Below are 21,131 nucleotides of genomic sequence, written 5' to 3' on the forward strand. Positions count from 1 at the left end.
AGATTGTTGGGTCCGCCTATCGGGAAGGTTTTAAGCGGCCGCTTTCGGGCGAGCTTTCACGTCGGTTCGTCGATCACCGCGTTTTCCAAAATTCCGACGCCTGAGATCTCCACCTCGACCCGGTCGCCAGCGCGCAGCCAACGCGGCGGAACGCGACGCGACCCAACTCCTGCTGGAGTACCGGTCGCGATGATATCGCCTGGCAGGAGCCTGAGAACACTGGACAGATAGCTTATAAGCCGCGGTAACCCATAGATCAGCTGGCTCGTCGATGCCTGTTGAACCACCTCGCCGTTTAAGCGCGTGGAAAGCGCGAGGCGGTCCGGATGCGGGACGTCAGTCGCCGCCACGATCCAGGGTCCTATGGATCCGCTCGAATCGAAATTCTTGCCCGTCATGCCAGTGGCAGAGTGTTTTTGGTAATCTCGGACACTGCCCTCGTTTAGACAGGTGTACCCGCCGACGTAGTCGAGCGCCCTTCCCTCCTCCACTCTGTGGCACGTCCGGCCGATGATGAGAGCAAGCTCCCCCTCGTAATCGAGGCGCTCAGACACTTTAGGCCGAAGCAGCAGCTGGCGATTCCCAACGAAGCTCTCGTGCGTTCGCTGGAAAAAAGTCGGGTAAGCAGGCGCCTCGTTTCCGGTCTCGTCTACGTGAGCTTTATAGTTGAAGCCAACGCAGAACACCCTGGCCCTAGCAGACAGGGGAGGAAGAAACTCAACGTCACCAATCTTCAGGTCAGGCTCGCGTGTCATAAGCTTTTCTGCGCGAGCCCAGCCTTCCGCAGCCACTACTTCATCGATATCAGATAGGCCTTTATCAAACGGCGACAGGGAGATGATGCCGTCGCCCTTCACAAGGCCGATGCTGACCGAGCCATTCCGAGCAAATCGAGCTACTTTCATTGAGATACCTTCTTTTTTTGAGGCGCTGATGAAGGCTGACTCAGCCGCTCTTTTCGCCGTTTTGGCTTAACGAGGCGGATGGGATCAAAGCAAAGATGACTGACGCCGCCAGCATCAGGGCGCTACTGGCGATGAGCGCGATGTCGTAGTTTCCCCGCAAGGCTTGAACCGCGGAAAACATCAGCGGGCCAATGGCTACGCCAATGGCGAACACGACGATAAACAGCCCGATCTTTTGCCCCAGCTGGGCAACGCCGAATTGCCGTGCGACAGTGTATGGGATGAGATCCGACTCTGCTCCCGCTCCAAGCGCAAGAAGAGCTGCGGCCAAATAAACCATAGAAGTCTGCCGTGTCGAGACCAACAGCAGTCCGGCAGCCACAGGACCGAGGCAACCAACGACCGCTACCAACCGTGGAGACCATCGATCAAGCATGGACCCGAGCAAGAAGCGGGCTACCAGCATCGTCATGCCGTATGTCGCCATCACAGCCGCCGCATCGACGGGCCGAAAGCCGCGATCGATCAACAACGGTGTCATGTGGACAATCATACCTTGAATGGCGAGCGTCATCAGTAGGAATGCCAACGCAAGCATCCAAAAAATTGGAGCAGACAAAAGCTCACCGAAGACAAGCTTGGAGGATTGCGCGGAAGCGGCGGACTTCTGAAAGCGCTCCTTGCCGGGAATGAGCCAGATGACGGCTACTGCGCCAAGGATTGCGACCCCAGCGCCGATCGCTGCGTAGCTGTTGCGCCAGCCGTATTCTGCAATGGAAAAGGTGGCGATCGCGGGCATTAACATGATGCCGGCGGCCGAGGCTGCATTAATGATGCCGAGCGCAAACCCACGAAAGGTCGAAAAAGTCCGAGTGACTATGTAGGTGAAAGCCGTGATCCCTTGCCCCGCGCCAAGGAGTCCGAGCAGGCCCATAAAGATTGCAAAACTTAAGGGATCACGTGGAAGTTGACCGAGTGCAATCAGGCCGAGCGCAAACAAAGCGAAAGAAAAGCCTGCAAAGACGCGCGGCCCATATCGGTCGACCAGCCACCCGACGATTGGCTGCGAGAAGCCGGAGCAGAGAGCAGCTGGCGCAAGAGCGGCAGCCACGCTGGCCCTCGACCAGCCCGTATCGTTGACAATTGGCAGCAGGAATGTTCCGAAAGTATAGATTACGATCGGCCCGAAATTGGTCAACATGCCAATTCCGGAACCGAGCACGACCTTTGTTGCCTCTATTCCACGTAGCTGAACCTGCGGCGACAGGTCGCCAACGGCCGGCAGCGCAGGCGTATTAACGCTCGTCATCATCTTCCTCCCCTTTTCAGCTCATGTTTTATTTTTTCTTGAGTTCGGTCACCGTTTTCTTTCTTGCGATCAACCAGCGCCCGTCGCTCCGATGCAGCTCGTCTTCGTAACGGCCAAATCCTGCTACGCCATCAAATGGCAGAGGAAACTGTTGAGGAGTGGTCTCACTGCGCTGGCTGAGCAGAGTTACGTACGCGTGAATAAGAATGCGATCTTCGTTCAGCCATTCCGATCTGATGTTGGAGATCAGGTGTCGGACGACCAGGTTGCGATCGCGGCGATTGATAAGATCAACAAGCATGCCCTTGCCGCGTACAAGGCCATCGCCGCGGTGCCAGACACCATCTTCTGTGAAGAGCCCTGCAGCGGCCTCGGCATTGCCATAGTCAAAATGCTCCATGAAGCTCAAGACCGTCGCTTGAGCCTCGAGGATATCCGCCGCTCGTTCTAGCCTATCCCGCTGCATGGGCCCTCAGATCTTAAGCAGCTGGTCTAATGGCTCGCCGGCGCGGAAGCGCGCCAAGAAATCCTTCGGGTCGACATCAATGCCAGAGGGATTGTTCTTGAAAGCGTCAGAGTCGATGAAGGCCTTGAGTTTCTCGGCGTCGTCAAAATTGTTGCAGCAAAGCTCAACGACGTTCTGGTCTGGATCTGAGAAATAATAGCTTGTCACTGGACCGTGGTTGGAAGCGCGGTGGGCTTGCAGACCAGCGCCGAGCAACAATTCCACGCGATCCAGCAGCGCCGCCAGATTTGCGTGACGAAATTGAAAGTGATTCAAGCCGGGATCGCGGCTGGGCGAGTCGGATAGCTCTGGCAGCTCGAATAGCGCCAGGACCTGCCCATGAACCGGCGAGCGGTCCAAGAACATGAAACAGGATCGCACGTCGCTAGCTCGGGTCTGTTTGGGCGAGCCGGCGAAACGGCGCCGGTTTTCCGGGGCACCGCCAGGATTTGTGATGCTCCAGCTCAATCCCAGCACAGATGAGTACCAGTCGCGCATCAGCTCGTACTGTGCAGTTTGCAGAACGATCTCCGAAACGCGCGGCGAAGGCAGCGCGGAGGTTGCCTTGTGCAGGTCGGCGGGTAGCGATTGGACGCTCATGGGGACAGATTCCTCATATGACACTTTTGACTTATAGTTCTAGGTTATCAGGGCTCGACGATATGTCAACTATTACATATGGCGCCATGCAGCATTTGTCTGGAGTTGAGCGCGGGCGCTTGTTCGTGAATGATCAAACGCCCGTCATGCTGAAGCGGCAACATGCAAGGCCGTCCAAGATCGCCGTCCCTGGCGCGACGGTCGCCTCACGAGCGAAATCAGCCACAGGCAGGTCACCACAAGAGATGTTACATCCTCTTGTGGTTGCCTGTGGCTGAGGTCAGCTGGTTGCTGTCCGTAGTGGAGCCGTGTCAGTTTGGTGCAGTGAGCTCGCTTGAAGGCACCGAGTTGCCGTGCAAGCCGTTGCGTAGCCGCAGCGGTAAGTGAGCGACTGCGACCGGGCCATCTGCAAAATGTTGAGTGTCCAAGATGACGAGGCCGCTCCGCCTTTCGTCGAGCCTGTTGACGAGCGCAATGACGTAGCCGTCTCCCTCCGGCGCATTAGGGGATCGGGGAGCAAACACCGGTTCTTGGACAGACGAGGTGGGACCGGGTAGCCAGCGCTCGCTCTTTCCGGTCGCTATATCCAGGTGAGCGAGGCCGTTGAGGAAAGCGTTGACCGAGGGCGGGCCACAGCGATCCGCGTCATACGGAGCGAAGGGGTCGATAAGGGCGAGAAAGGCATGACGATAGGGCCGCGTGGCGTAACGCTCGTCCACATGGGGGAACTCGCCCATCGTTTGGGTAAAGATCTCGGCCTGAGGAACGGGGCTGTTGCTAGATAGATCAAATGTCCATCTCGTCATGGCTTGACGCAGGGACCGGGGATCAGGCACGTGCCCACTATATTCTGGGAAGAACCAGAACACGTTGTCATTGACGACGGGCAGGTCGAGATAGACTTTGTGTCCTTCGTCCCATGCATTGATGGTGTGGCCCTGGAAGCCGTTCGTCGGCACTGTAAACCAACGAATATCTTTTCCGCTGCCGCGGCGGGGCAGAACCCCATAGATTTGGTCCACATTCGGCTGCCAGGCAAAGGCCGGTTCGCCCTGCTTCAGGCGTTCGATGTCCGACGTCAGCGAGCTCACGGGAAAGACGACATAGTTTTCCGTCACGGCGAAGTCGTGTATCATCGCTGCCCGCGGCGCATTAAACCAAGCTTCATGCACCACGTGTCCGCCGCGATCGATGACGTAATAGGCGATATCGGTGGTCGTCACACCCTTGGCGGCATAACCAAAGCCAATCAGCTCGCCATTGGTCGGATCGATCTTGGGGTGAGCCGTAAATGTCTGACTGGTCATCTTTCCGTCAAAACGGTAGTTACCGATCGTTTCAAGCGTATCTGGCCGCATCGCGACCGGCGGTCCGTCCTCCTTCAGCGCGAGCAACAGCCCATGGTGAACGACGACGTTGGTATTGGCCGTGCTTCGGATAGTACCGGCAACCGATGGATCGTCAGTGAACGGATTGCGGTAGGCGCCGTAGAGGGCGCGGCGCGCCGCCCGCTCCGCAACGAACTTGTCGGTCAGGACATATTTCGACGTAAAGTCGACATGACCATCCTTGAAACGGAAGGCGCCAACCATGCCATCGCCGTTAAAAAAGATGTCACGGCCAAGCTCGGCGGCCATTGTGGTTCGGGAGCTACACGAAAAAGGTGCCGTCGAGATCGGTTGGAATGCGTCCTTCAACGTCAAGATCGAACACGTGTGCCTCTACACGGCCAGGAGCGTCGAAGCCATGATAAATCGGATCGTCAGGGAAACGCTTCGTCATTTGTCACCTCGGTTTTCATGCCTTTAGCGTAGTGCGCGCGCTAGCGTCCAAGTGAGGCGCCGCATTTTCGTAACCTGCGAGCGCCTCCCCAAGGCGCCGCCGGAACAATTCGATCGCCTTTTGCTTCACGTGGCCGAAGCCACGCACCTCGAGCGGTAGCTCAGCAATGGCGACAGCCTGTGGAAGCGATGCCGCTGACAATCGACGGGGTAAGCGGTTCAAGGCATCGATGAATTCGGCGATCAGAGCACGCTCGGTGCGGCGCTCGGCGCTCCTTCCGAAGACGTCGAAGGGTGTTCCGCGCAAGATCTTCAAGGCCGCCAAGATTCTGAAGACGGGCAAGATCCAAGCTCCGAACCGGATCTTGCGCGGCTCTCCCGTTGTCTTGTCGCGGCGAGACAGAAAAGGCGGTGCAAGATAGATTGACAGCTTTGCGAAGCTATCAAACTGAGATCGGACTGCCCGCTCGAACTCTCCGCTCGTATAGAGTCTGGCAACCTCGTACTCATCCTTGTAGGCCATCAGCTTGAACAGGGATCGCGCAGCAGCCAGCGTTAGCGAATGGCCAGTATGAACCTTAGTCTCCGCCTCACGGATGTGGTTGATGACATCAAGGAAACGCTGGCTGTAGTCATTGCTCTGATAGTTGCGAAGAAATGTCGTAAGATCTTGGATCTCCGCCTCAGGGGTGCGCTGCTCAGTCTTTTCGGCCAGGCCTGCTGCAACAAAGACGAATTGAGGGTCGGAAGCTAACCGACGCCCCCACTCAAGCGCAGCGAGATTTGCCTCCTTGGCGGCGCCATTGAGTTCGATCGCCTGGTGGAGGTCCTCAAGGTTAAGGCCAAGCCAGCCTTTCTGATAAGCGCACCCGATCATCATGAAATTGGCGGCGATCGAATCGCCGAACAAAGATTGTGCCAAAGCCGTGAAGGGAAACACCGCGAAATGTTCCGGTTCAACTTGTGTGCTCAGCCGTCTCGTCAGCAAACTCGAATTCACGACGGCCTGACGATTAGTGACGAAATCTCCAGTGATGGACACGTCAGCATTGGCGAGGACGCGGCTCCGCCCTCGGTTGAGAGATGCCATCACGTCCGATGCATTGCCGACGATCTGGTCGCAAGCCAGGAGAAGGTCACAGTGCTCCGCTGGAATCCGCAAAGCATGAATGGGGCCGCCAAGATGAACGTGACTTGTAACCGCCCCGCCCTTCTGAGCCATTCCGATCTGGTCCAGCACCGCGGCCCCTCGACCTGCCAGGTGTCCGGCCATTGCCAGCACCGCGCTCGTCGTCACGATTCCGGTCCCACCTACGCCGGCAAGAAGAATGCGGCTGTGTTGCGGCGGCGCAGCGCTCACCAGGGGCAGCAATGGTTGGTCGATCGTAAGCTGCGGTTTTGGCCCGCGGTTCACACGGGCACCCTCGACAGTTACGAAACTGGGACAGAAGCCTCGAATGCAACTGAGATCGGTGTTGCAGCTCGATTGATTGATTCTTCGCTTCGTACCTAGTGGAGTGTCGACCGGCTCCACGGATAGGCAGTTTGACTTGATCGAGCAATCGCCGCAGCCTTCGCAGACCAGCTGATTGATGAAGACGCGGCGGCTGGTTTCCTTCAGTTGGCCACGTTTGCGTTTCCGCCGGCGCTCGGTAGCACACATCTGGTCATATACGATGATGCTTACACCCGGTTGGGCTCGCAATTTGAGCTGTACGGCATCAAGTTCGTCGCGATCCACCACCTCTCCCGCCAGGGAGTGGACCTCGGCATGCTCACGATAGGACGCCAGATCATCGGTGACCAAAATTATTGTGCTGACGCCCTCGGCCCGGAGCTGGCGCAGAAGCCGCTCGAGGGAAAGGTCGCCATCGACTGCTTGACCGCCTGTCATCGCGACAGCACTGTTGTAGAGCAGCTTGTAGGTGATGTTCAGCTTAGCAGAGACCGCCTGGCGGATTGCGAGCAGGCCTGAATGGAAATACGTGCCATCGCCCATATTCGAAAACACATGCGATTCGTCGGTGAACGGAGCGAGGCCGAGCCAGTGGATTCCCTCGCCGCCCATCTGGGAATAGCTGAACGTGTCAGGGCGATTGCGCGCGGCTAAACCGTGGCAGCCAATCCCAGCGAGAGCTCGACTGCCATCTGGCACGGCTGTCGACCGGTTATGCGGACACCCGGAACAGAAGAATGGACGCCGGGATGCGGGCACATCTGCAAATCCGCGTTGGTTCGTGTGCCGGCGCAAGCGTTCGCCTCGTGCTGCTACGACCTGATCACCGGATATCCTTGCGATGACCGCCGCGATCTGGACAGCAATCTGCTCGGGCGTTAGATCGCCCGTTGCAGAAAACATCGGGTGTTGCTCCGGTCCACATTTGCCCCAAACCGAGGGAGCCTGTGACCGGCCGTAGAGTATAGACTTTACTTGGCGCTCGATCAGCGGCGCCTTCTCCTCCACGATGACGAGCTCCTGCAGGCCTTCGGCAAAGGCTGTGAGGCCCTGAGGCTCTAGCGGCCAGATCATCGCCGGCTTGTAGAGAGCCAGCCCGAGCTCGATCAGCCGTGAATCGTGAAGGCCCAGCAGGTCGAGTGCTTCGCGCAAATCATTCCAAGATTTGCCGGCCGCGACGAAACCGACCCGCGCGTCCTTAGGCCTCACCGCGACGCGATCGAGACCGTTTGCCCGGACATAAGCAAGCGCAGCCGGCAAACGGAATTCATGCTGCCGCCGTTCCTGATCGAGCGGCAAGTCAGGCCAGCGGTTATGCAGGCCAATGTCCGGCACAGTGACGTCGGGCCGAACGGGCAAATTACCTAATTCTGCGGCCGGCACGGTGCGTGTACTGTCGGCCACTTCCGTCAGCACTTTTAGCGCAACCCAAGATCCCGTCAGCCGCGACATGGCAAAGCCGTGGAGTCCATAGCTGACGATCTCGCCGGGATCAGCCGGGTAGAGCAGCGGGAGGAGGAGACTGGCGACAGTCTCGTCGCTGTAGCAGGCGACCGTTGAGGATTTTGCCAGATGATCGTCACCCACGGCGACGACCACCCCGCCGTTCGGCGAAGAACCTTGCGAGTTGCCGTGCCTAATCGCGTCCGCCGCGCGATCCAGTCCAGGGCCCTTGCCGTACCACAACGCAAAAACACCATCGACCCGGGCGCCGGGTGATTGATGGATCTGCTGCGTACCGGCCACGGCGGTGGCCGCGAGTTCTTCATTGACCGCCGGCTGCACCACAATCTTTTGGTCGCTCGTTAGCCGCTTCGCAGAGGCAAACGCGGCATCGAGCGTACCAAGGGGTGAACCCCGATAACCGCTGACGAAACCCGCGCTCGACAAGCCATTCATCCGATCTCGCTCGGCCTGTAATAGCATCAGGCGGACGAGCGCCTGCACTCCGCCGAGGAGAACTGTTCCGCCGCGCTTGGAATAACGATCATCGAGCGAGATAGAGGAATTACTCATTCGCAACTCCATTGGATGCGCTGGCGCAAAAGACTTTCCGGCACGCCGGCATTAGCTCCGTGCGGTATCGATAGCGGAGCTGATCTGCACGCCGGGTGGGGCCGGCAAGTCGCCCGGAACGAACATGTCTCCCATCAAAGGCAGCGCCGGATCCACGCTATAATGCGTAAACTCGCGCACCCCCTCGTCATAGAGCACCGTGTCGTCAATCAGAAAGTTGCCCGTGAAGGCGCGCGCAGGCTTTGAGAGGATGGCATGGGCTGCGTCGGCCATGCTCTCCGGCTTGCGGCAATGACGCATTCCGTTCTCTCCGAGCAATGCAAATTGGATGGCAGCCGTCGCAATGGCGGTTCGGGGCCAGAGAGCATTGACAGCAATACCGCGATCGGCAAATTCCGCGCTCATGCCGAGCACGCACATGCTCATGCCGAACTTCGCCATGGTGTAGGCGGTGTGCGGCGCGAACCACTTGGGCGTCATGTCAAGCGGCGGAGATATCATCAAGACATGCGGATTAGCTGCCTTCATCAGGTGCGGAAGGCATGCCTTGGTAGTGATGAAGGTCCCGCGTGCGTTGACTTGAGCCATCAAGTCGAAGCGCCGGATATCCGTTTGTAGGGTGCCGGCCAGATGGATCGCTGATGCATTATTGATGCAAATGTCGATGCCGCCGAACGTCTTTGCCGCTTGGGCAACGCCGGCCTCGACGGAGGATTCATCACGGACGTCGACGGCCAGCGGCAACGCCCTGCCCCCAGCTCGCTCGATGGCTTCGGCGGCAGAATAGATCGTGCCGGGAAGATGCCGGTGCGCCTCGACAGTCTTGGCTGCAATTGCAACGTTGGCGCCGTCTTGCGCGGCTCGCAGCGCAATGGCGAGCCCAATGCCTCGGCTTGCGCCGGTAATGAACAGGGTTTTGCCGGTCAGACTCATGAGGCCACGCTGCCCATGCTCAAGGGAAGCGTTCTTAATGCCGACGTGCCCTGCACGCCGCCCGCGCCGCGGATGCGATCAATGAGCCGCGCCGGCTCTTCAGGAATAGCGTCCCCAATCCAGCTGATGTGTCCGTCCGGGCGGACCAAAGCGTAGCGGCGCCCGTAGACGGCGATGGTGTTTGGCTCCGGGATGAGCTGATGACGGATTGGCAGCCCAACCGCGTGCGCCGCACGGGTCAGACCGCCCACAGCAGCACCCACCTCCGATGCGAACTCCAGCAGCACGAACCCACGACCGAATAAGTCTAACGTGGAGTGGCCCGGCGAGAGCCAAACATGAGGTGCGCGGCCGCCGGCCTCGGCTACTTGCACGAAGTTCGCGACATCGGGCTCGGCTCGTTCGAACGATTCAGCGACGACGATCGGCGAATTGCGATAGACCGCCCCAAGATGAATTCCGAACGACCTCCATTCCCGCTGCATGGCCTGCTGGGTATAGGCTCCTGTTGCGCGCCGCGCCGTCTCGCCCGCAGGGCCTTGGTCGAGCAGCATCGGCTCTGGAGGAACCGAGCGCATCGCGGCTAGGTTCGCGGACGCCTGCGACACGTTGCGCATGGCGATCGGGCGCCGCTCTGTGTCGTAGCTTTCCAGGAGTGTGGGGCCGCCCCACCCCTCCAACACAGCTGCGATCTTCCATGACAGATCAACCGCCTCGGCAATGCCCGTATTCATGCCGTATCCGCCGGTCGGAGAGAGCTGATGGGCCGAATCGCCGACGAGGAAGCAGCGCCCGGAGCTGAACTTCGGCGCAGTGATCTCACGACGGGACCACGGCAACCAAGAGAGCACCTCGTAGTCAACATCGGCTCCGATTCCTCGTCGCACAAAAGTGTTGATCTGCGCCTCGCTCCAATTGGGCCAGGTCTCGTCGCCGAGCAGTTGAAGCCGCCAGGTATCGCGCCCGTCTATATTGACGAAGCTTCCCCAAACCCCCTCAGGCCCGACTAACACGTACCGATACGCCCGTTGGGCGAGCGTCTTCTGCGCCAGAGCCGGACACCGAACGAAGATGTTCGTGCTACAACTCAATACCTTGCTGTTTGTCGGACCAAGCGAGAGTCGCTGTGCGACTGTGCTGCTTGCCCCATCGCAGGCGGCAAGGTACTGCGCACGCACGCATAGTGGTTCGCCACCAAGCAGCGGGCGCACGTGAGCGATGACGTGGTCGCCCTTGTCCTCGAATTCCTCTAGGCGGTGCTGATACAGCAACTGGTTGGTCGAGTAGCTCGAAGCTGCGTTCTGGAGTACGGGGTCGAAAAAATTTTGAGGGCATAGCTCGTGCTTTTGCGGGCTAAACGGTGGCGGGACCGCGTGCGCTTTATCAGGGTAGACATCGCGCGCCAGTTCGTGGCCGAGGACCCCCGTCGCATAGACGATGCTGACCGGCAGATCGCGAGGAAACCCGGCCATTTCGATGGCCTCGACAATTCCCCAGCGTCGGCAGAATTCCATAGTGCGAATGCCGACATTGTCCATGCGAGGATGAACCATCCGGGCCGTCGGCCGCTCCTGCTCTATGAGCAGCGCTTCGACACCGCGCCAACCGAGATCGATTGCAAGCGACAAGCCGACCGGCCCTCCGCCGACTATCAAGACGGGCGTATCGATCGTTTCCACGGACATTCCTCCTGAATTGAACTGCTCGCCGGAGACCGTCTGGCCGCACCGGTCAATGGGCTGCGGCGCTAGAGGTGGTGTTTCGGCAGCGACCGAGGCTTTCCAAGAGGCATGCCCCTGCCCTGCATTTTTGAGAATTGGCCGGGCGCGCTGCTCTCCGGAACGTCCCTCTGCGGGCATGCCACTCATTCTTCAGAGGCCCTCGCAATAACCCGAACGCCGGCTGCGCAACGGGGCTTAGTGGGCATTCGACGCCGGGAAGCATCGATTTCCTCCATATGTCATATATTACATATGTGAGTAACAGGCGAATGTGCATATGTCAAATGTTGCCGATGGTAAAAGCTCGCCCTCCAGACTATGCAGGGTCAGGGCAAGGTCACTGAATGCTCCGTAAGAGCGTGATTGTGCTTGGAGATTAGGCGAGCTTGGAACTAGCGATGGCGAAGAAGAAGACGACCGTAAAACGGAAGGCCCCTGCGGCAACTCCTCCAGCAATTCCGACGCTTGGTTATGTCATTCTGACGAGCTTGGCCCACCATCCTCATACCGGTTATGAGCTGACTCAATTGATGGGCCCCCCGCGCAATTACATGTGGGAGGCCAAGCACAGCCAAGTCTATCCGACGCTGCAGCTGCTAGCGGAACACGGCTATGTCACGTTCGAGGACATTGCGCAGGAAAGCAAACCGGACAAGAAGGTCTACGAGGTTACGGAGCGCGGCCTCGAAGCTCTCAAGGAGTGGGCGAGAAAAGGTCCGACCCATGTGCCTGTCCGGGACGAGTTCAGCGTAAAGATGGCGGCATTGCGGTTGCTTCCGCCCAGTGAAGCTGTGGCCGTGCTCAACCGGCAAATCGAGCTCGTTGAAGGAGAGATAGCGGCCATCAACCTACACTTGGTCGATTTTGTTGATCGTTTCCGTTTGCCGGAGCCGGCACAGAGCAATCATCGCCAATTCTGCCTGCTATCTGCCATTCGACTCTCGCGCGACCTGAAGCTGACGGCTATGGAAGCCTATCGAAAATTGGCCGGCGAATTGTCGCGCGCCACTGAGCCAGCCAAGGCATCTAGAGCACAGTCAAAATGAAGACCCTCGGCAGTTTACAGCCATCTGCCGCTGGCCCTTGTTCCAGGGTCTCGTCCCGACGTTGAATTGCCACCATTACCCTGTATAGGGACGCATGGGTGTTCGCTGCATTGGGGCGGCGTCAGGTAACGCGATGGTCGGGCCGCCACGCGGACGATCTGCGCCTATGAACCACGATCCTAAATTCGGCGATCTTCCGACAGCTCAGCGATTGGCAGAACAGGCTGCGAACACACTTAACCGATTTCTGCATATTGAGGCAGTAAGCGGCGCGGTGCTTCTCGTTGCAGCAGCCGCGGCCTTGATCTGGGCGAATTCGACCGCGGCCCCGAGTTACCACCTCTTTTGGACTCTCCCTGTCACCATTGGCCTTGGTGAGTACGTCTTTTCCCAGTCGCTGCATTTCTGGGTGAATGACGCATTGATGACCGTCTTCTTCCTTGTTGTGGGCATGGAGATTCGGCGGGAGGTTCATGAGGGCGCACTGAGCCGCTTTGACCAGGCCGTTCTGCCGCTGATTGCTTCGGCCGGTGGCGTCCTCGTTCCCGCGCTTATCTATCTAAGCCTCAACAATGATGCTGCTCGGGGACACGGCTGGGCCGTGCCGACCGCGACGGACATCGCCTTTGCTGTTGGCGTCCTCGCCCTGCTTGGACGAAGAATCCCGGTCAATGTGCGAGTGTTCCTACTCGCTCTAGCGATCATCGACGACATCATTGCGATTTTGATCATCGCCGTCTTTTACACCGAAACTCTGCAATTAGGCGGCCTTGCTATCGCAGCCGTTGGCGTTCTCGGGGTCTTGGGATTCCAGCGGATGGGGATCGGTGCGGCATCGCCATATGTGGTGCCAGGTTTGTTGGTTTGGGTCGGATTGTTCGTTGCCGGGGTCCACCCAACACTTGCTGGAGTGGTGCTCGGGTTGATGACTCCGGCTCGCCCCATAGCGATGCGAGAACCTCCGCTGGAGGTGGCGTCGCAAGCGCTCGGACAGTTGAAAACTGGCGATGCGATGAAAACAGGAGATCTGCATTTGTTGCAGCAGCCGTTGCGCGACCTTCGCATAGCTCACCGTGAGATTTTGCCGCCCGCGTCGCGCGTGCAGATGGTACTTCATCCGTGGGTAGCTTACGGAGTGATGCCAATGTTTGCGCTGGCGAATTCGGGGGTCAGCATAAAGGGCGCGGATCTACCCGCTGCCGGCCTGCTGGTGACGATGGGCACCGCACTTGCTTTGATAGTGGGAAAGCCGCTTGGCATTTTCGGAGCGGCCTGGATCGCCGTACGATCGGGGTTCTGCTGCCTTGCTCCCGGGGTTTCTTGGGGCGGCGTCTTTCTCGTCGGACTGCTAGCGGGCATCGGCTTCACCATGTCCATCTTCATCTCGATGCTGGCCTTCTCCAGTGAAGGTTTTTTAAGGGCAGCAAAATTGGGCGTGTTGTTGGGCTCGGCCATAGCCGTGACGCTCGGCCTTGGCTGGGGCGCCTTCTACGTGCGACGTTCGTGACGTCGGTTCGTGTCCTTCCAGGCTCGGCACGGCCCGCGATATCGTCGCTGTCACGATCATCGGTCCGGTTTGTTGATCCGACGTAGCCTAGCAAAACCTGCCACCGCGCAGGGCGACATCGGCTCTTTTGCGCTTCCAGATCGGCTACTCCAGCAGAGGAGCTACCAAAGTTTGCGCTCTCACACGGCCATTCAGCCGGCAGTAATCTTGATAGGCTGCCCAGTTGTGCCTGGCGCTTGAAACAGCCCAGCGGCCGGTTAGTTTCTCTCGGGCTTTTAGCCACTCGCTCCCCAAGTCTCAACCGACCGCCGCTTGAAGCACGGCACGGAACCGAATAACGATCTTGATCCGAACCACGGCGCAGCCACCGCTATCAAAGACATGGCCCGAAAAAAGAACCTCCGCTCGGATCCGAAAAAAGCTAAGGGCCTTCCAGCTGGCGGCAGGCTCCGGTCAAAGGGAATGCCGCTGCGTGAACGGGAGGACGGGGAAGAGGCCGGCAACGGCATCCGTGCCATGCTCGTTGGTCTATCAATGCTACAGGCGATCGCGAAGGAGCGCCGGCCGCTTCCGCTTAAGGATGTTGCCACCGTCAGCGGACTCAGCCCGAGCCGGGCTCATAGGTATTTGTCAAGCCTGCTCGCGGCGGGCTTTATGGAGCAGGACGTCAGATCAGGCCATTACGCTTTGGGGCAAGCCGTTGTCGAATTAGGATTGGTTGCCCTCGGTCAATTGGATCACATTCGGATCGGCGTGGATGCGCTCGTCGCCTTCAGTGAGGAGACCGGCTTTGACGGACATCTCTCCGTTTGGGGCTCATTTGGTCCGACGGTGGTGCGTTGGCAATCCGGACGCTTGGGCTATCATTTCCGGATCGACGAAGGCCGCGTGCTCCCGCTCTTATGGTCGGCAACCGGGCGCGTGCTCATGGCCTATCGCGAGGGAGGGGAAATTGCCCCGCTGGTGAAGCAAGAGCTTGCCGTGTGGAATCGCGAGAACCCCGAACAGCAGATTCGGCGCCAGGACGTGACGCGCATGTGTGCGGCGGTTCGCGAGTTCGGTCTCTCAGCATCGGTTCCATCGCAGCAACGCAATGGTCTGCTCGACCCCGTATTTCCCACAGTCATCAGACTAGGATTGGAAACCACAGCAGCGCCGATTTTCGATCATCGCGGCCGTGTGCCAATGGCCCTCACGTTTTTTGGGTCAGTCCATGGTTCGTCCATCAATAGCGAACCTGCACTTCAAAAGAAGCTCCGCGCCGCCGCGCAAGCAGCTTCGCGGCGCCTGGGCGGCCTAGCCGAGCCGCCAACTTAGGAGCATTGGTCTCGCAAGAGCCAGCAGTTGGACGAATGTTGTGGAAGTCCAATCATTGGCTTGCCGCTCGACACGCCGCGCCGCAGCGTCCACATTCGGTCATGGAAGCCAATGGCCGCAGACGAGGTGAAGCCGAGCGCAGGTGGCGGGCTCGCTCCTTCACTCCCCTCCCGTCAGAGACTTGGCCGCGAGCTACGGTCCGGTCGCCTTTCCGAGGCCGCTCTCCTTACCGTCATGCAAGCCCCGACCTGCCATGCTTTACATCAGAGTATTCGGTGCTTCGCTGTGCAATTCGAGTAAAAAATTGCGCTGTTCCAGCGCTTGCAAAATTCCATACTATTTTGATTGGTGGGTTTGACGCCTAGTGACATTGCGTCGGTCGCGACGTGCAGCGTCGGATGCGCCTTGGTTTATGCACCTTAGGCGGCGGCTTTCAGCGGGATGCGAGGAGTACTTCGATGAAACTAGCTTTGTTCAACGAGTTCATACCCGGGGCAATCAAAGAGAATGAAATTGTCGACATCACAAAGCCGGTTTCCGCGCTCGCGAAATGCGGGCCTCAATACCTGATGGAAGGTCTGATGACTAACTGGGCGACCTACCGGCCGCTCTTGGAGGATTACGTGTCGCGCACGAAGGGCCGCCCAGTCTCCGAAGTGCGGCTGAGAGCGCCGCTGCCGCGACCATCTAAAATTCTGTGCGCCGCAGCGAACTATAAAGAGGGGATCGAAGGCAATATCAGCGATCTTGAGTTCTTTCACAAATCGCCATCTGCGATCATTGGCGATGGCGACACAATGATTCTTCCTAAGGTCGAAGTGACCATCGTCCATCACGAATTGGAACTAGGCGTGGTCATAGGCAAGACCTGCAAGGACGTCTCGGAGAGCGAAGCGTTGGATTATGTTTTTGGATACACGATCGTTCAAGACGGGTCCGCACGCGGCATATTGTCGAACGGTCAGATGTCATTTTTCACGCAAAAGAATTGGGATACGTTTGCGCCTCTTGGTCCCTTGGTCGTGACAAAGGATGAAGTGCGGGACCCTCACGATCTGCAGGTCCGGCTTTGGGCCAACGGCGAGCTACGGCAGGACTACCACACAAGTGACATGGCCCATCGAATCCCGGCGCTCATTCACAAGGCCTCGATGTTCAATACGTTCTTCCCAGGCGATATAATCGCGACAGGCTGCAACCGTCAGGGTTTAGGTCCGATGCAGCATGGCGATACCATCGTTCAGGAAATAACGGGGCTCGGTCGGCTGACGACGTTAGTGGAGGACCCTCTCAAGCGCAGCTGGCCATACGGCGTCGATGCCGAGTTTGCAGACTTCGTGAAGAAGCCGCGCACCCAGCGTGGCGCTCTGGGGCCGCCGCGGATCGTCCCCGCGAATTCGCGGCTGCCGACCTAGTTCAAGCGGTCCGACCCGCGGTTCGCACTGTCAGATCTTTCAAAAGGGCTGAGCGGGCTTGGCAGCGCGCCATGCCTGCTCTGTCGACACCGAGCCATCGCGGGCCTGTCTAGGCCCGATCTCATCTGCAAATTAGGCTGGTCGCCTTATCCAAGCGTGCCAGCCTTAGCCTAGCCGTCATGATCCAGTGTCGACTGGACAGGTGACAAGTTCCGTTCGGTAGGACCTCCCTATCACTGATAGGCCCGACCTCCGTCGCAGACATAGTTGCTGCCTGTGATGTACTGAGCCTCCGAACTGACCAGGAACAGCAAGAGATTTGCTATTTCTAGGGGAATTGCCAGCCGCCTCAGCGCGTACCTCGCCAGAAAAGCGTCTTGTTGCGAGGCTGACTTTCCGGCCAAAAATCGGTCCATCATCTCAGTATCGACGGCCCCCGGGCAGACGCAGTTCACTCGTATATCGGGCGCCAACTGGGCAGCAAGTGTCTTGGTAAATTGGATGACGCCGGCCTTTGCGGCTCCGTACGCCGCGCTGCTTACACCGGGTCGTATACCTGCCAGTGCCGACACGTTGACGATGGCTGCTGCTCGAGTCTTTCGAAGATGTGGCAATGCTGCTCTGCAGACCAGGTAGTGAGACGTAAGGTTGGTGCGAAGACTCGCGTCCCAACGAGCTAAGTCGATATCTTCTAGAACAGCGGCCTCGGCATTGCCGACGCAATTGATGATACCATCGAGACAGCCCATAAGGGCCGCGGCGTCGTTCACCGCGGCAAATGCTTGCGCCTCGTCGGTAAGATCCGCCGCAATAGCGTGTCCTCGCGTCAACCTGGCGACCTCTTTCAAGCAATCGAGCCGCCGTCCGACAACAGTCACCACCGCTCCTTCCTCGGCGCATCGCATGGCGGTGGCATGGCCGATTCCGCTTCCGCCGCCCGAGATCAAAATGTGACGTCCAGCCAGACGGCCAGCCATTATTGTTTAACCTCGCTCGCAGCAGGGTCGCATCGATTGGTGCACGTCGCACTGCTATGTGGCGGCGGTGCGCTTTGAACGGCCCCGCATAGTGGAAAGCTGCACCGAACAGGAGAGATCAGCTGTTTCATAGGTCAGCAAAAGTTGTGTAGCGGCGGGCGTATGCATGCCGCAGGGCTTGAGGGTATCGCCGGAACTTACAATCGGTGCGACTAGCGGAATAGGACAATACTGCGCCGCATACTTGTGCGACGGAAAGAGTTTGGCTTGGGGTTTGCCGCCAGGACTGGGCGCTGCTTGACAAACGACAGAATAGGAAACACGTTTACCAAAATGACAAGGCGGCAGCGCGACGTAGGTCGATGATTGACCGGGCAGTGAGTAGCCCGGAAAGCTCGCCTTAACCCGCAGCGCTCTGGTCGGTTCGACGACTGGTGAGCTTAACCTGCGAATAAAGGATATCGGTCACAGATGTCCAACTACGGGAGGATGGCTATGCGTGCCCTGATTGTCGGAGCCGGAGTGGCCGGACTGGCTACGGCGGTTGCTTTGCGTCGTAACGGCATCGACGTGACCGTCATCGAGCGAGCGGCGGAGTTAAGCGAGGTTGGAGCAGGTGTTGTCCTTGGACCTCATGCTATGCGCGTTCTTGAATCGCTGGGCATTGCGGCGGAGATAAAGCGCTCGGATGAGCCGCCCGAGACGATTACATTTTATGATATGGTGAGCGGTGAGGTACGCAATCGCACCCAACTGGGCGAAGCGGGAGCCAAGCTGTATGGCGCCCCGCTTTACAAGACGCATCGCCGCGATTTGATCGACGCTCTTGCAAGACATTTGGACGGAACGGAGATCCGGCTCAACTGCTCTGTTGTCGATGTGAAGCAAGATGATCGAAGTGTTACCGTCATTCTCGAGAGGGGTGAGGCTGTTCTTGGCGATCTCCTAATCGGAGCCGATGGCCTGCGTTCCAAGGTGCGAAGCGCAATTTTTGGAGAAAGCGAGTCGATATCTACGGGCCTCCTCGCCTGGCGGACCGTTCTACCAACGACGCTTCTCAGCAAAGCGCTAACATTGGATACCAATGTGTGGAGCGGTGCGGGTCGCCACGTGGTTTGCTATCCGATTCGTCGCGGCAAACAGTTTTATGCAGCCTTCTACGTACCTGCCGATGAGATCCATCGTGAGGACTGGGCCACAGCTGGGGATGTCGCGGATTTGCGCGCCTCATTTAAGGACGCCTGCAAAGACGTCCGAGAGATCACTGAGGCTGTAACCGAAGCTTTCATCACGGCGATCAATTATCGTTATCCCCTGCCAGAATGGCATCGCGGGCGAATAGTTCTGATTGGCGACGCGGCCCACCCGGTGCTGCCGACATCCGGCTCCGGTGCGGCGATGGCGCTCGAAGATTCGGTGGCGTTGGCGGCTTGTTTGCACCGGAGCGGGAGCAACTTGGAAGCCGCTTTTTCCGAGTTTCAAGCGCGGCGGAAGCCGCGGACCACTCGGTTGCTTCACCAAAGTCGCGGCGATCTTACGGCATTTCATGAAAAGGCACCCGAGCGTCAGGCGGCTTACGGACGGATGGGGCGGGGCATGCTGAAGCTCGACCAAGCTGGGTATGAGCGGTTTGCGTGGCTCTATGGCTATGATGAAGTCGCCGAATCAAACAAGCCATTCGACCTGTTTAACGCCAGTCCATTGGTGCGGCCGTCGCGGCCGGCCGCCGCCCGCGCGTTCGATCTTTGGTCGAATGCTCTCAAGTTCGAAGATGAAGACTGGATGAGCGAACGGGCTGCTTACGAGCGGTTCATGTCGAGTCTATGTGCGTTGCCAGAGGATGTGTCGGTAGAAACCGTCGACTGCGACGGGGTGCCTGCGTTATGCGTCATTCCCCCCGGCGGGAAAAGTGGTCCTGCCGTTCTTCATCTTCATGGGGGAGGATATGTGTTTGGTTCGGCTAAGAGCTCGGTTTTGCTTGCAGCTGGTCTAGCGCGCGCGATCGGTGGCTGGGCGTTGGTACCCGAGTTCCGACTTGTCCCGGAACATACGCCAATGCAAATGCAGGAGGATGTGCGAGCGGCCTTTGCGTGGCTTTCGCGGCGCGCAGACCCAGTTGCAGTCAGTGGCGAATGCTCGGGCGGTGGTCTTGCTTTAAGTCTCGCCGCAAAGCTCCGTCACGAGAATGTCACTCGGCCCGCCGCCCTTTATCTCCTGTCGCCCTTTGCCGATCTCACGCTGACGGCGGCCAGTATCGACGGCAATAGACGAACCGAGCCCTGGATGACCCGGCGGCGACTACTGACTTTGGCTGGTGCGTTCATCCAAGACCGAGAGCCCGATGATCCCGCCATTTCGCCGCTTCGCGGAAATCTTGCCGGGCTACCACCGATGCGCGTCTTTGCGGCGCGTGGAGAAGCCCTCGCTGACGACGCTCGTGCATTGGTCGCTGCTGCTAAATCGGCGGGCGGAGATGCCGAACTGCACTTGTTCGACGATAGCATTCATAGTTTTGCGCTGTTCGAGTTTCTGCCGGAGACGGACGAGTTCTTTCGCGCGATTCGGCGCCACGCCCACTCCAACACTTACGTCGGGGCGACGCCATAGGGTTAGGGCATAAGCCGGCGGCTTGGCTGCCCTAACCGCTCTATCTGGATAGGAGAGAATAATATGCGGCTCTGTCGTTTCGATGGAAATCAGCTTGGTATCGTGCGAGATGGCGAAATTCTCGTCGTTACCGAGGCGCTGGACGTGCTGCCCAGCCTCAAGTGGCCGTTTCCGCAGCACGACATCATGATCGAGCATTTGGACCGCGTCATCGCCAAGGCACAGGAGCTGGCCGGGCGCGCTCGACGCATTCCCGTGAGCTCGGTTCGGCTTGATAGCCCCGTCGCTAATCCGTCTAAGATCATCGCTGCCCCTGTCAACTATCAGCTCCATCTCGACGAGGGGACGAACAATCAAGAATTGCGGCAGGGCCGATCGGAGGTTCAGACGATCGACAGAGCCGGTCTTTTTTTGAAGGCCAATAGTTCGCTAGTGGGCCCGGGATCGCTGATCAGACTGGGCGATCCGACGCGAAGGCACGACCCCGAAGCCGAGTTGGGTGTTGTTATAGGTCGACGGGGTCGCAACATCCCGCAGGCAGACGCCTTGCAGTATGTCGCTGGGTACGCCGTTGCTGTCGACGCGGTTGTCCGTGGTCCCGAAGAGCGGAGCCTGCGGAAATCAATCGACACCTATTCCGTCTTGGGACCCTGGTTGGTTACGCGAGATGAGATTCCCGATCCCGGGGTTCTTGACCTTTATCTGAGCATAAACGGCAAGGAGAAGCAGCGATCGAATACGCGACACCTCATATGGTCGGTTCCCAAGCTGATCGCGTTCGCGTCCGCCTATTATACACTTCATCCCGGCGACATCATCATGAGCGGCACTCCCGAAGGAGTATCCGAAATTGTACCGGGCGACCGCGTCGTCGTTGGCGTACAGGATATTGGCGAAATGACGCTCCTGATCGAGGCCGGCGATTGGTCGGCGGACGAAATGCTCCGATCACCGCGCATAGCCAAAAATTAGAGGAGGCGCAGTCCTCGTCCTGCAATTTCATGCTAGCCGGCAGGTCTAATCAACCGCAGCGTGG

Annotated in this window: 16 protein-coding genes; 6 read left to right on the top strand and 10 right to left on the bottom strand. The window is 58.7% G+C overall.

Annotated elements, in window-relative coordinates; genetic code table 11:
* Window positions 1-56: 56 nt before the first annotated feature.
* The 9 genes from XH90_RS34900 to XH90_RS34935 form a co-directional block, all read right to left on the bottom strand.
* Entirely contained in the window at window positions 57-905 is an 849-nt protein-coding gene (locus XH90_RS34900; protein ID WP_128955136.1) for a fumarylacetoacetate hydrolase family protein, read from the bottom strand.
* A 40-nt stretch (window positions 906-945) separates the two neighbouring features.
* Complete coding sequence (locus XH90_RS34905) at window positions 946-2,217, bottom strand: MFS transporter (protein ID WP_128930004.1); 1,272 nt, start codon at window positions 2,215-2,217, stop codon at window positions 946-948.
* A gap of 25 nt (window positions 2,218-2,242) precedes the next feature.
* The gene (locus tag XH90_RS34910) at window positions 2,243-2,680 is read right to left on the bottom strand and encodes a nuclear transport factor 2 family protein (protein ID WP_128930003.1); all 438 of its coding nucleotides are present in this window, start codon (window positions 2,678-2,680) and stop codon (window positions 2,243-2,245) included.
* A gap of 6 nt (window positions 2,681-2,686) precedes the next feature.
* The gene (locus XH90_RS34915; protein WP_128930002.1) at window positions 2,687-3,319 is read right to left on the bottom strand and encodes a VOC family protein; all 633 of its coding nucleotides are present in this window, start codon (window positions 3,317-3,319) and stop codon (window positions 2,687-2,689) included.
* Between the two features lie 311 nt (window positions 3,320-3,630).
* Window positions 3,631-4,956 carry a carotenoid oxygenase family protein gene (locus XH90_RS34920; RefSeq protein ID WP_206733113.1) on the bottom strand — a complete coding sequence of 442 codons (1,326 nt, stop codon included), beginning with the start codon at window positions 4,954-4,956 and terminating at the stop codon, window positions 3,631-3,633.
* A 13-nt stretch (window positions 4,957-4,969) separates the two neighbouring features.
* A complete protein-coding gene (locus tag XH90_RS39920) occupies window positions 4,970-5,101 on the bottom strand; it encodes a hypothetical protein (RefSeq protein WP_276575769.1) in 132 nt (43 codons plus the stop codon).
* Between the two features lie 15 nt (window positions 5,102-5,116).
* The gene (locus tag XH90_RS34925; protein WP_164933586.1) at window positions 5,117-8,572 is read right to left on the bottom strand and encodes an indolepyruvate ferredoxin oxidoreductase family protein; all 3,456 of its coding nucleotides are present in this window, start codon (window positions 8,570-8,572) and stop codon (window positions 5,117-5,119) included.
* A 51-nt stretch (window positions 8,573-8,623) separates the two neighbouring features.
* Window positions 8,624-9,505 carry an NAD(P)-dependent oxidoreductase gene (locus XH90_RS34930; RefSeq protein ID WP_128930000.1) on the bottom strand — a complete coding sequence of 294 codons (882 nt, stop codon included), beginning with the start codon at window positions 9,503-9,505 and terminating at the stop codon, window positions 8,624-8,626.
* Window positions 9,502-11,184, bottom strand: coding sequence for an FAD-dependent oxidoreductase (locus tag XH90_RS34935; RefSeq protein ID WP_164933585.1), 1,683 nt, complete (start codon window positions 11,182-11,184; stop codon window positions 9,502-9,504). The genes XH90_RS34930 and XH90_RS34935 overlap by 4 nt, the downstream gene beginning before the upstream one ends.
* A gap of 440 nt (window positions 11,185-11,624) precedes the next feature.
* Here XH90_RS34935 and XH90_RS34940 point away from each other — a divergent pair, with 440 nt between their 5' ends.
* From XH90_RS34940 to XH90_RS34955, 4 genes are all read left to right on the top strand, one after another.
* Window positions 11,625-12,272 (top strand): PadR family transcriptional regulator, encoded by a 648-nt coding sequence (locus XH90_RS34940; protein WP_128929998.1) that lies wholly within the window; start codon window positions 11,625-11,627, stop codon window positions 12,270-12,272.
* A 166-nt stretch (window positions 12,273-12,438) separates the two neighbouring features.
* Complete coding sequence (nhaA, locus tag XH90_RS34945) at window positions 12,439-13,779, top strand: Na+/H+ antiporter NhaA (RefSeq protein ID WP_128929997.1); 1,341 nt, start codon at window positions 12,439-12,441, stop codon at window positions 13,777-13,779.
* A 312-nt stretch (window positions 13,780-14,091) separates the two neighbouring features.
* Window positions 14,092-15,096 (top strand): IclR family transcriptional regulator, encoded by a 1,005-nt coding sequence (locus XH90_RS34950; protein ID WP_128929996.1) that lies wholly within the window; start codon window positions 14,092-14,094, stop codon window positions 15,094-15,096.
* Window positions 15,097-15,554: 458 nt separating this feature from the next.
* Window positions 15,555-16,511, top strand: a complete 957-nt coding sequence (locus XH90_RS34955) for a fumarylacetoacetate hydrolase family protein (RefSeq protein ID WP_164933584.1) — start codon at window positions 15,555-15,557, stop codon at window positions 16,509-16,511.
* A 233-nt stretch (window positions 16,512-16,744) separates the two neighbouring features.
* Here XH90_RS34955 and XH90_RS34960 read toward each other — a convergent pair whose 3' ends face one another.
* On the bottom strand, window positions 16,745-17,488 hold the full coding sequence (locus XH90_RS34960; RefSeq protein ID WP_128929994.1) for an SDR family NAD(P)-dependent oxidoreductase: 744 nt from the start codon (window positions 17,486-17,488) through the stop codon (window positions 16,745-16,747).
* Window positions 17,489-17,983: 495 nt separating this feature from the next.
* On the opposite strand from XH90_RS34960, the gene XH90_RS34965 reads away from it, so the two are divergent.
* Together XH90_RS34965 and XH90_RS34970 are read left to right on the top strand one after the other, a co-directional pair.
* The gene (locus XH90_RS34965; RefSeq protein WP_164933583.1) at window positions 17,984-20,095 is read left to right on the top strand and encodes an alpha/beta hydrolase fold domain-containing protein; all 2,112 of its coding nucleotides are present in this window, start codon (window positions 17,984-17,986) and stop codon (window positions 20,093-20,095) included.
* A 63-nt stretch (window positions 20,096-20,158) separates the two neighbouring features.
* Window positions 20,159-21,067 (top strand): fumarylacetoacetate hydrolase family protein, encoded by a 909-nt coding sequence (locus XH90_RS34970; protein ID WP_128929992.1) that lies wholly within the window; start codon window positions 20,159-20,161, stop codon window positions 21,065-21,067.
* The last annotated feature ends 64 nt before the right edge of the window (window positions 21,068-21,131 follow it).

Source organism: Bradyrhizobium sp. CCBAU 53338 (assembly GCF_015291665.1).
In the GTDB taxonomy this organism is placed as follows: domain Bacteria; phylum Pseudomonadota; class Alphaproteobacteria; order Rhizobiales; family Xanthobacteraceae; genus Bradyrhizobium.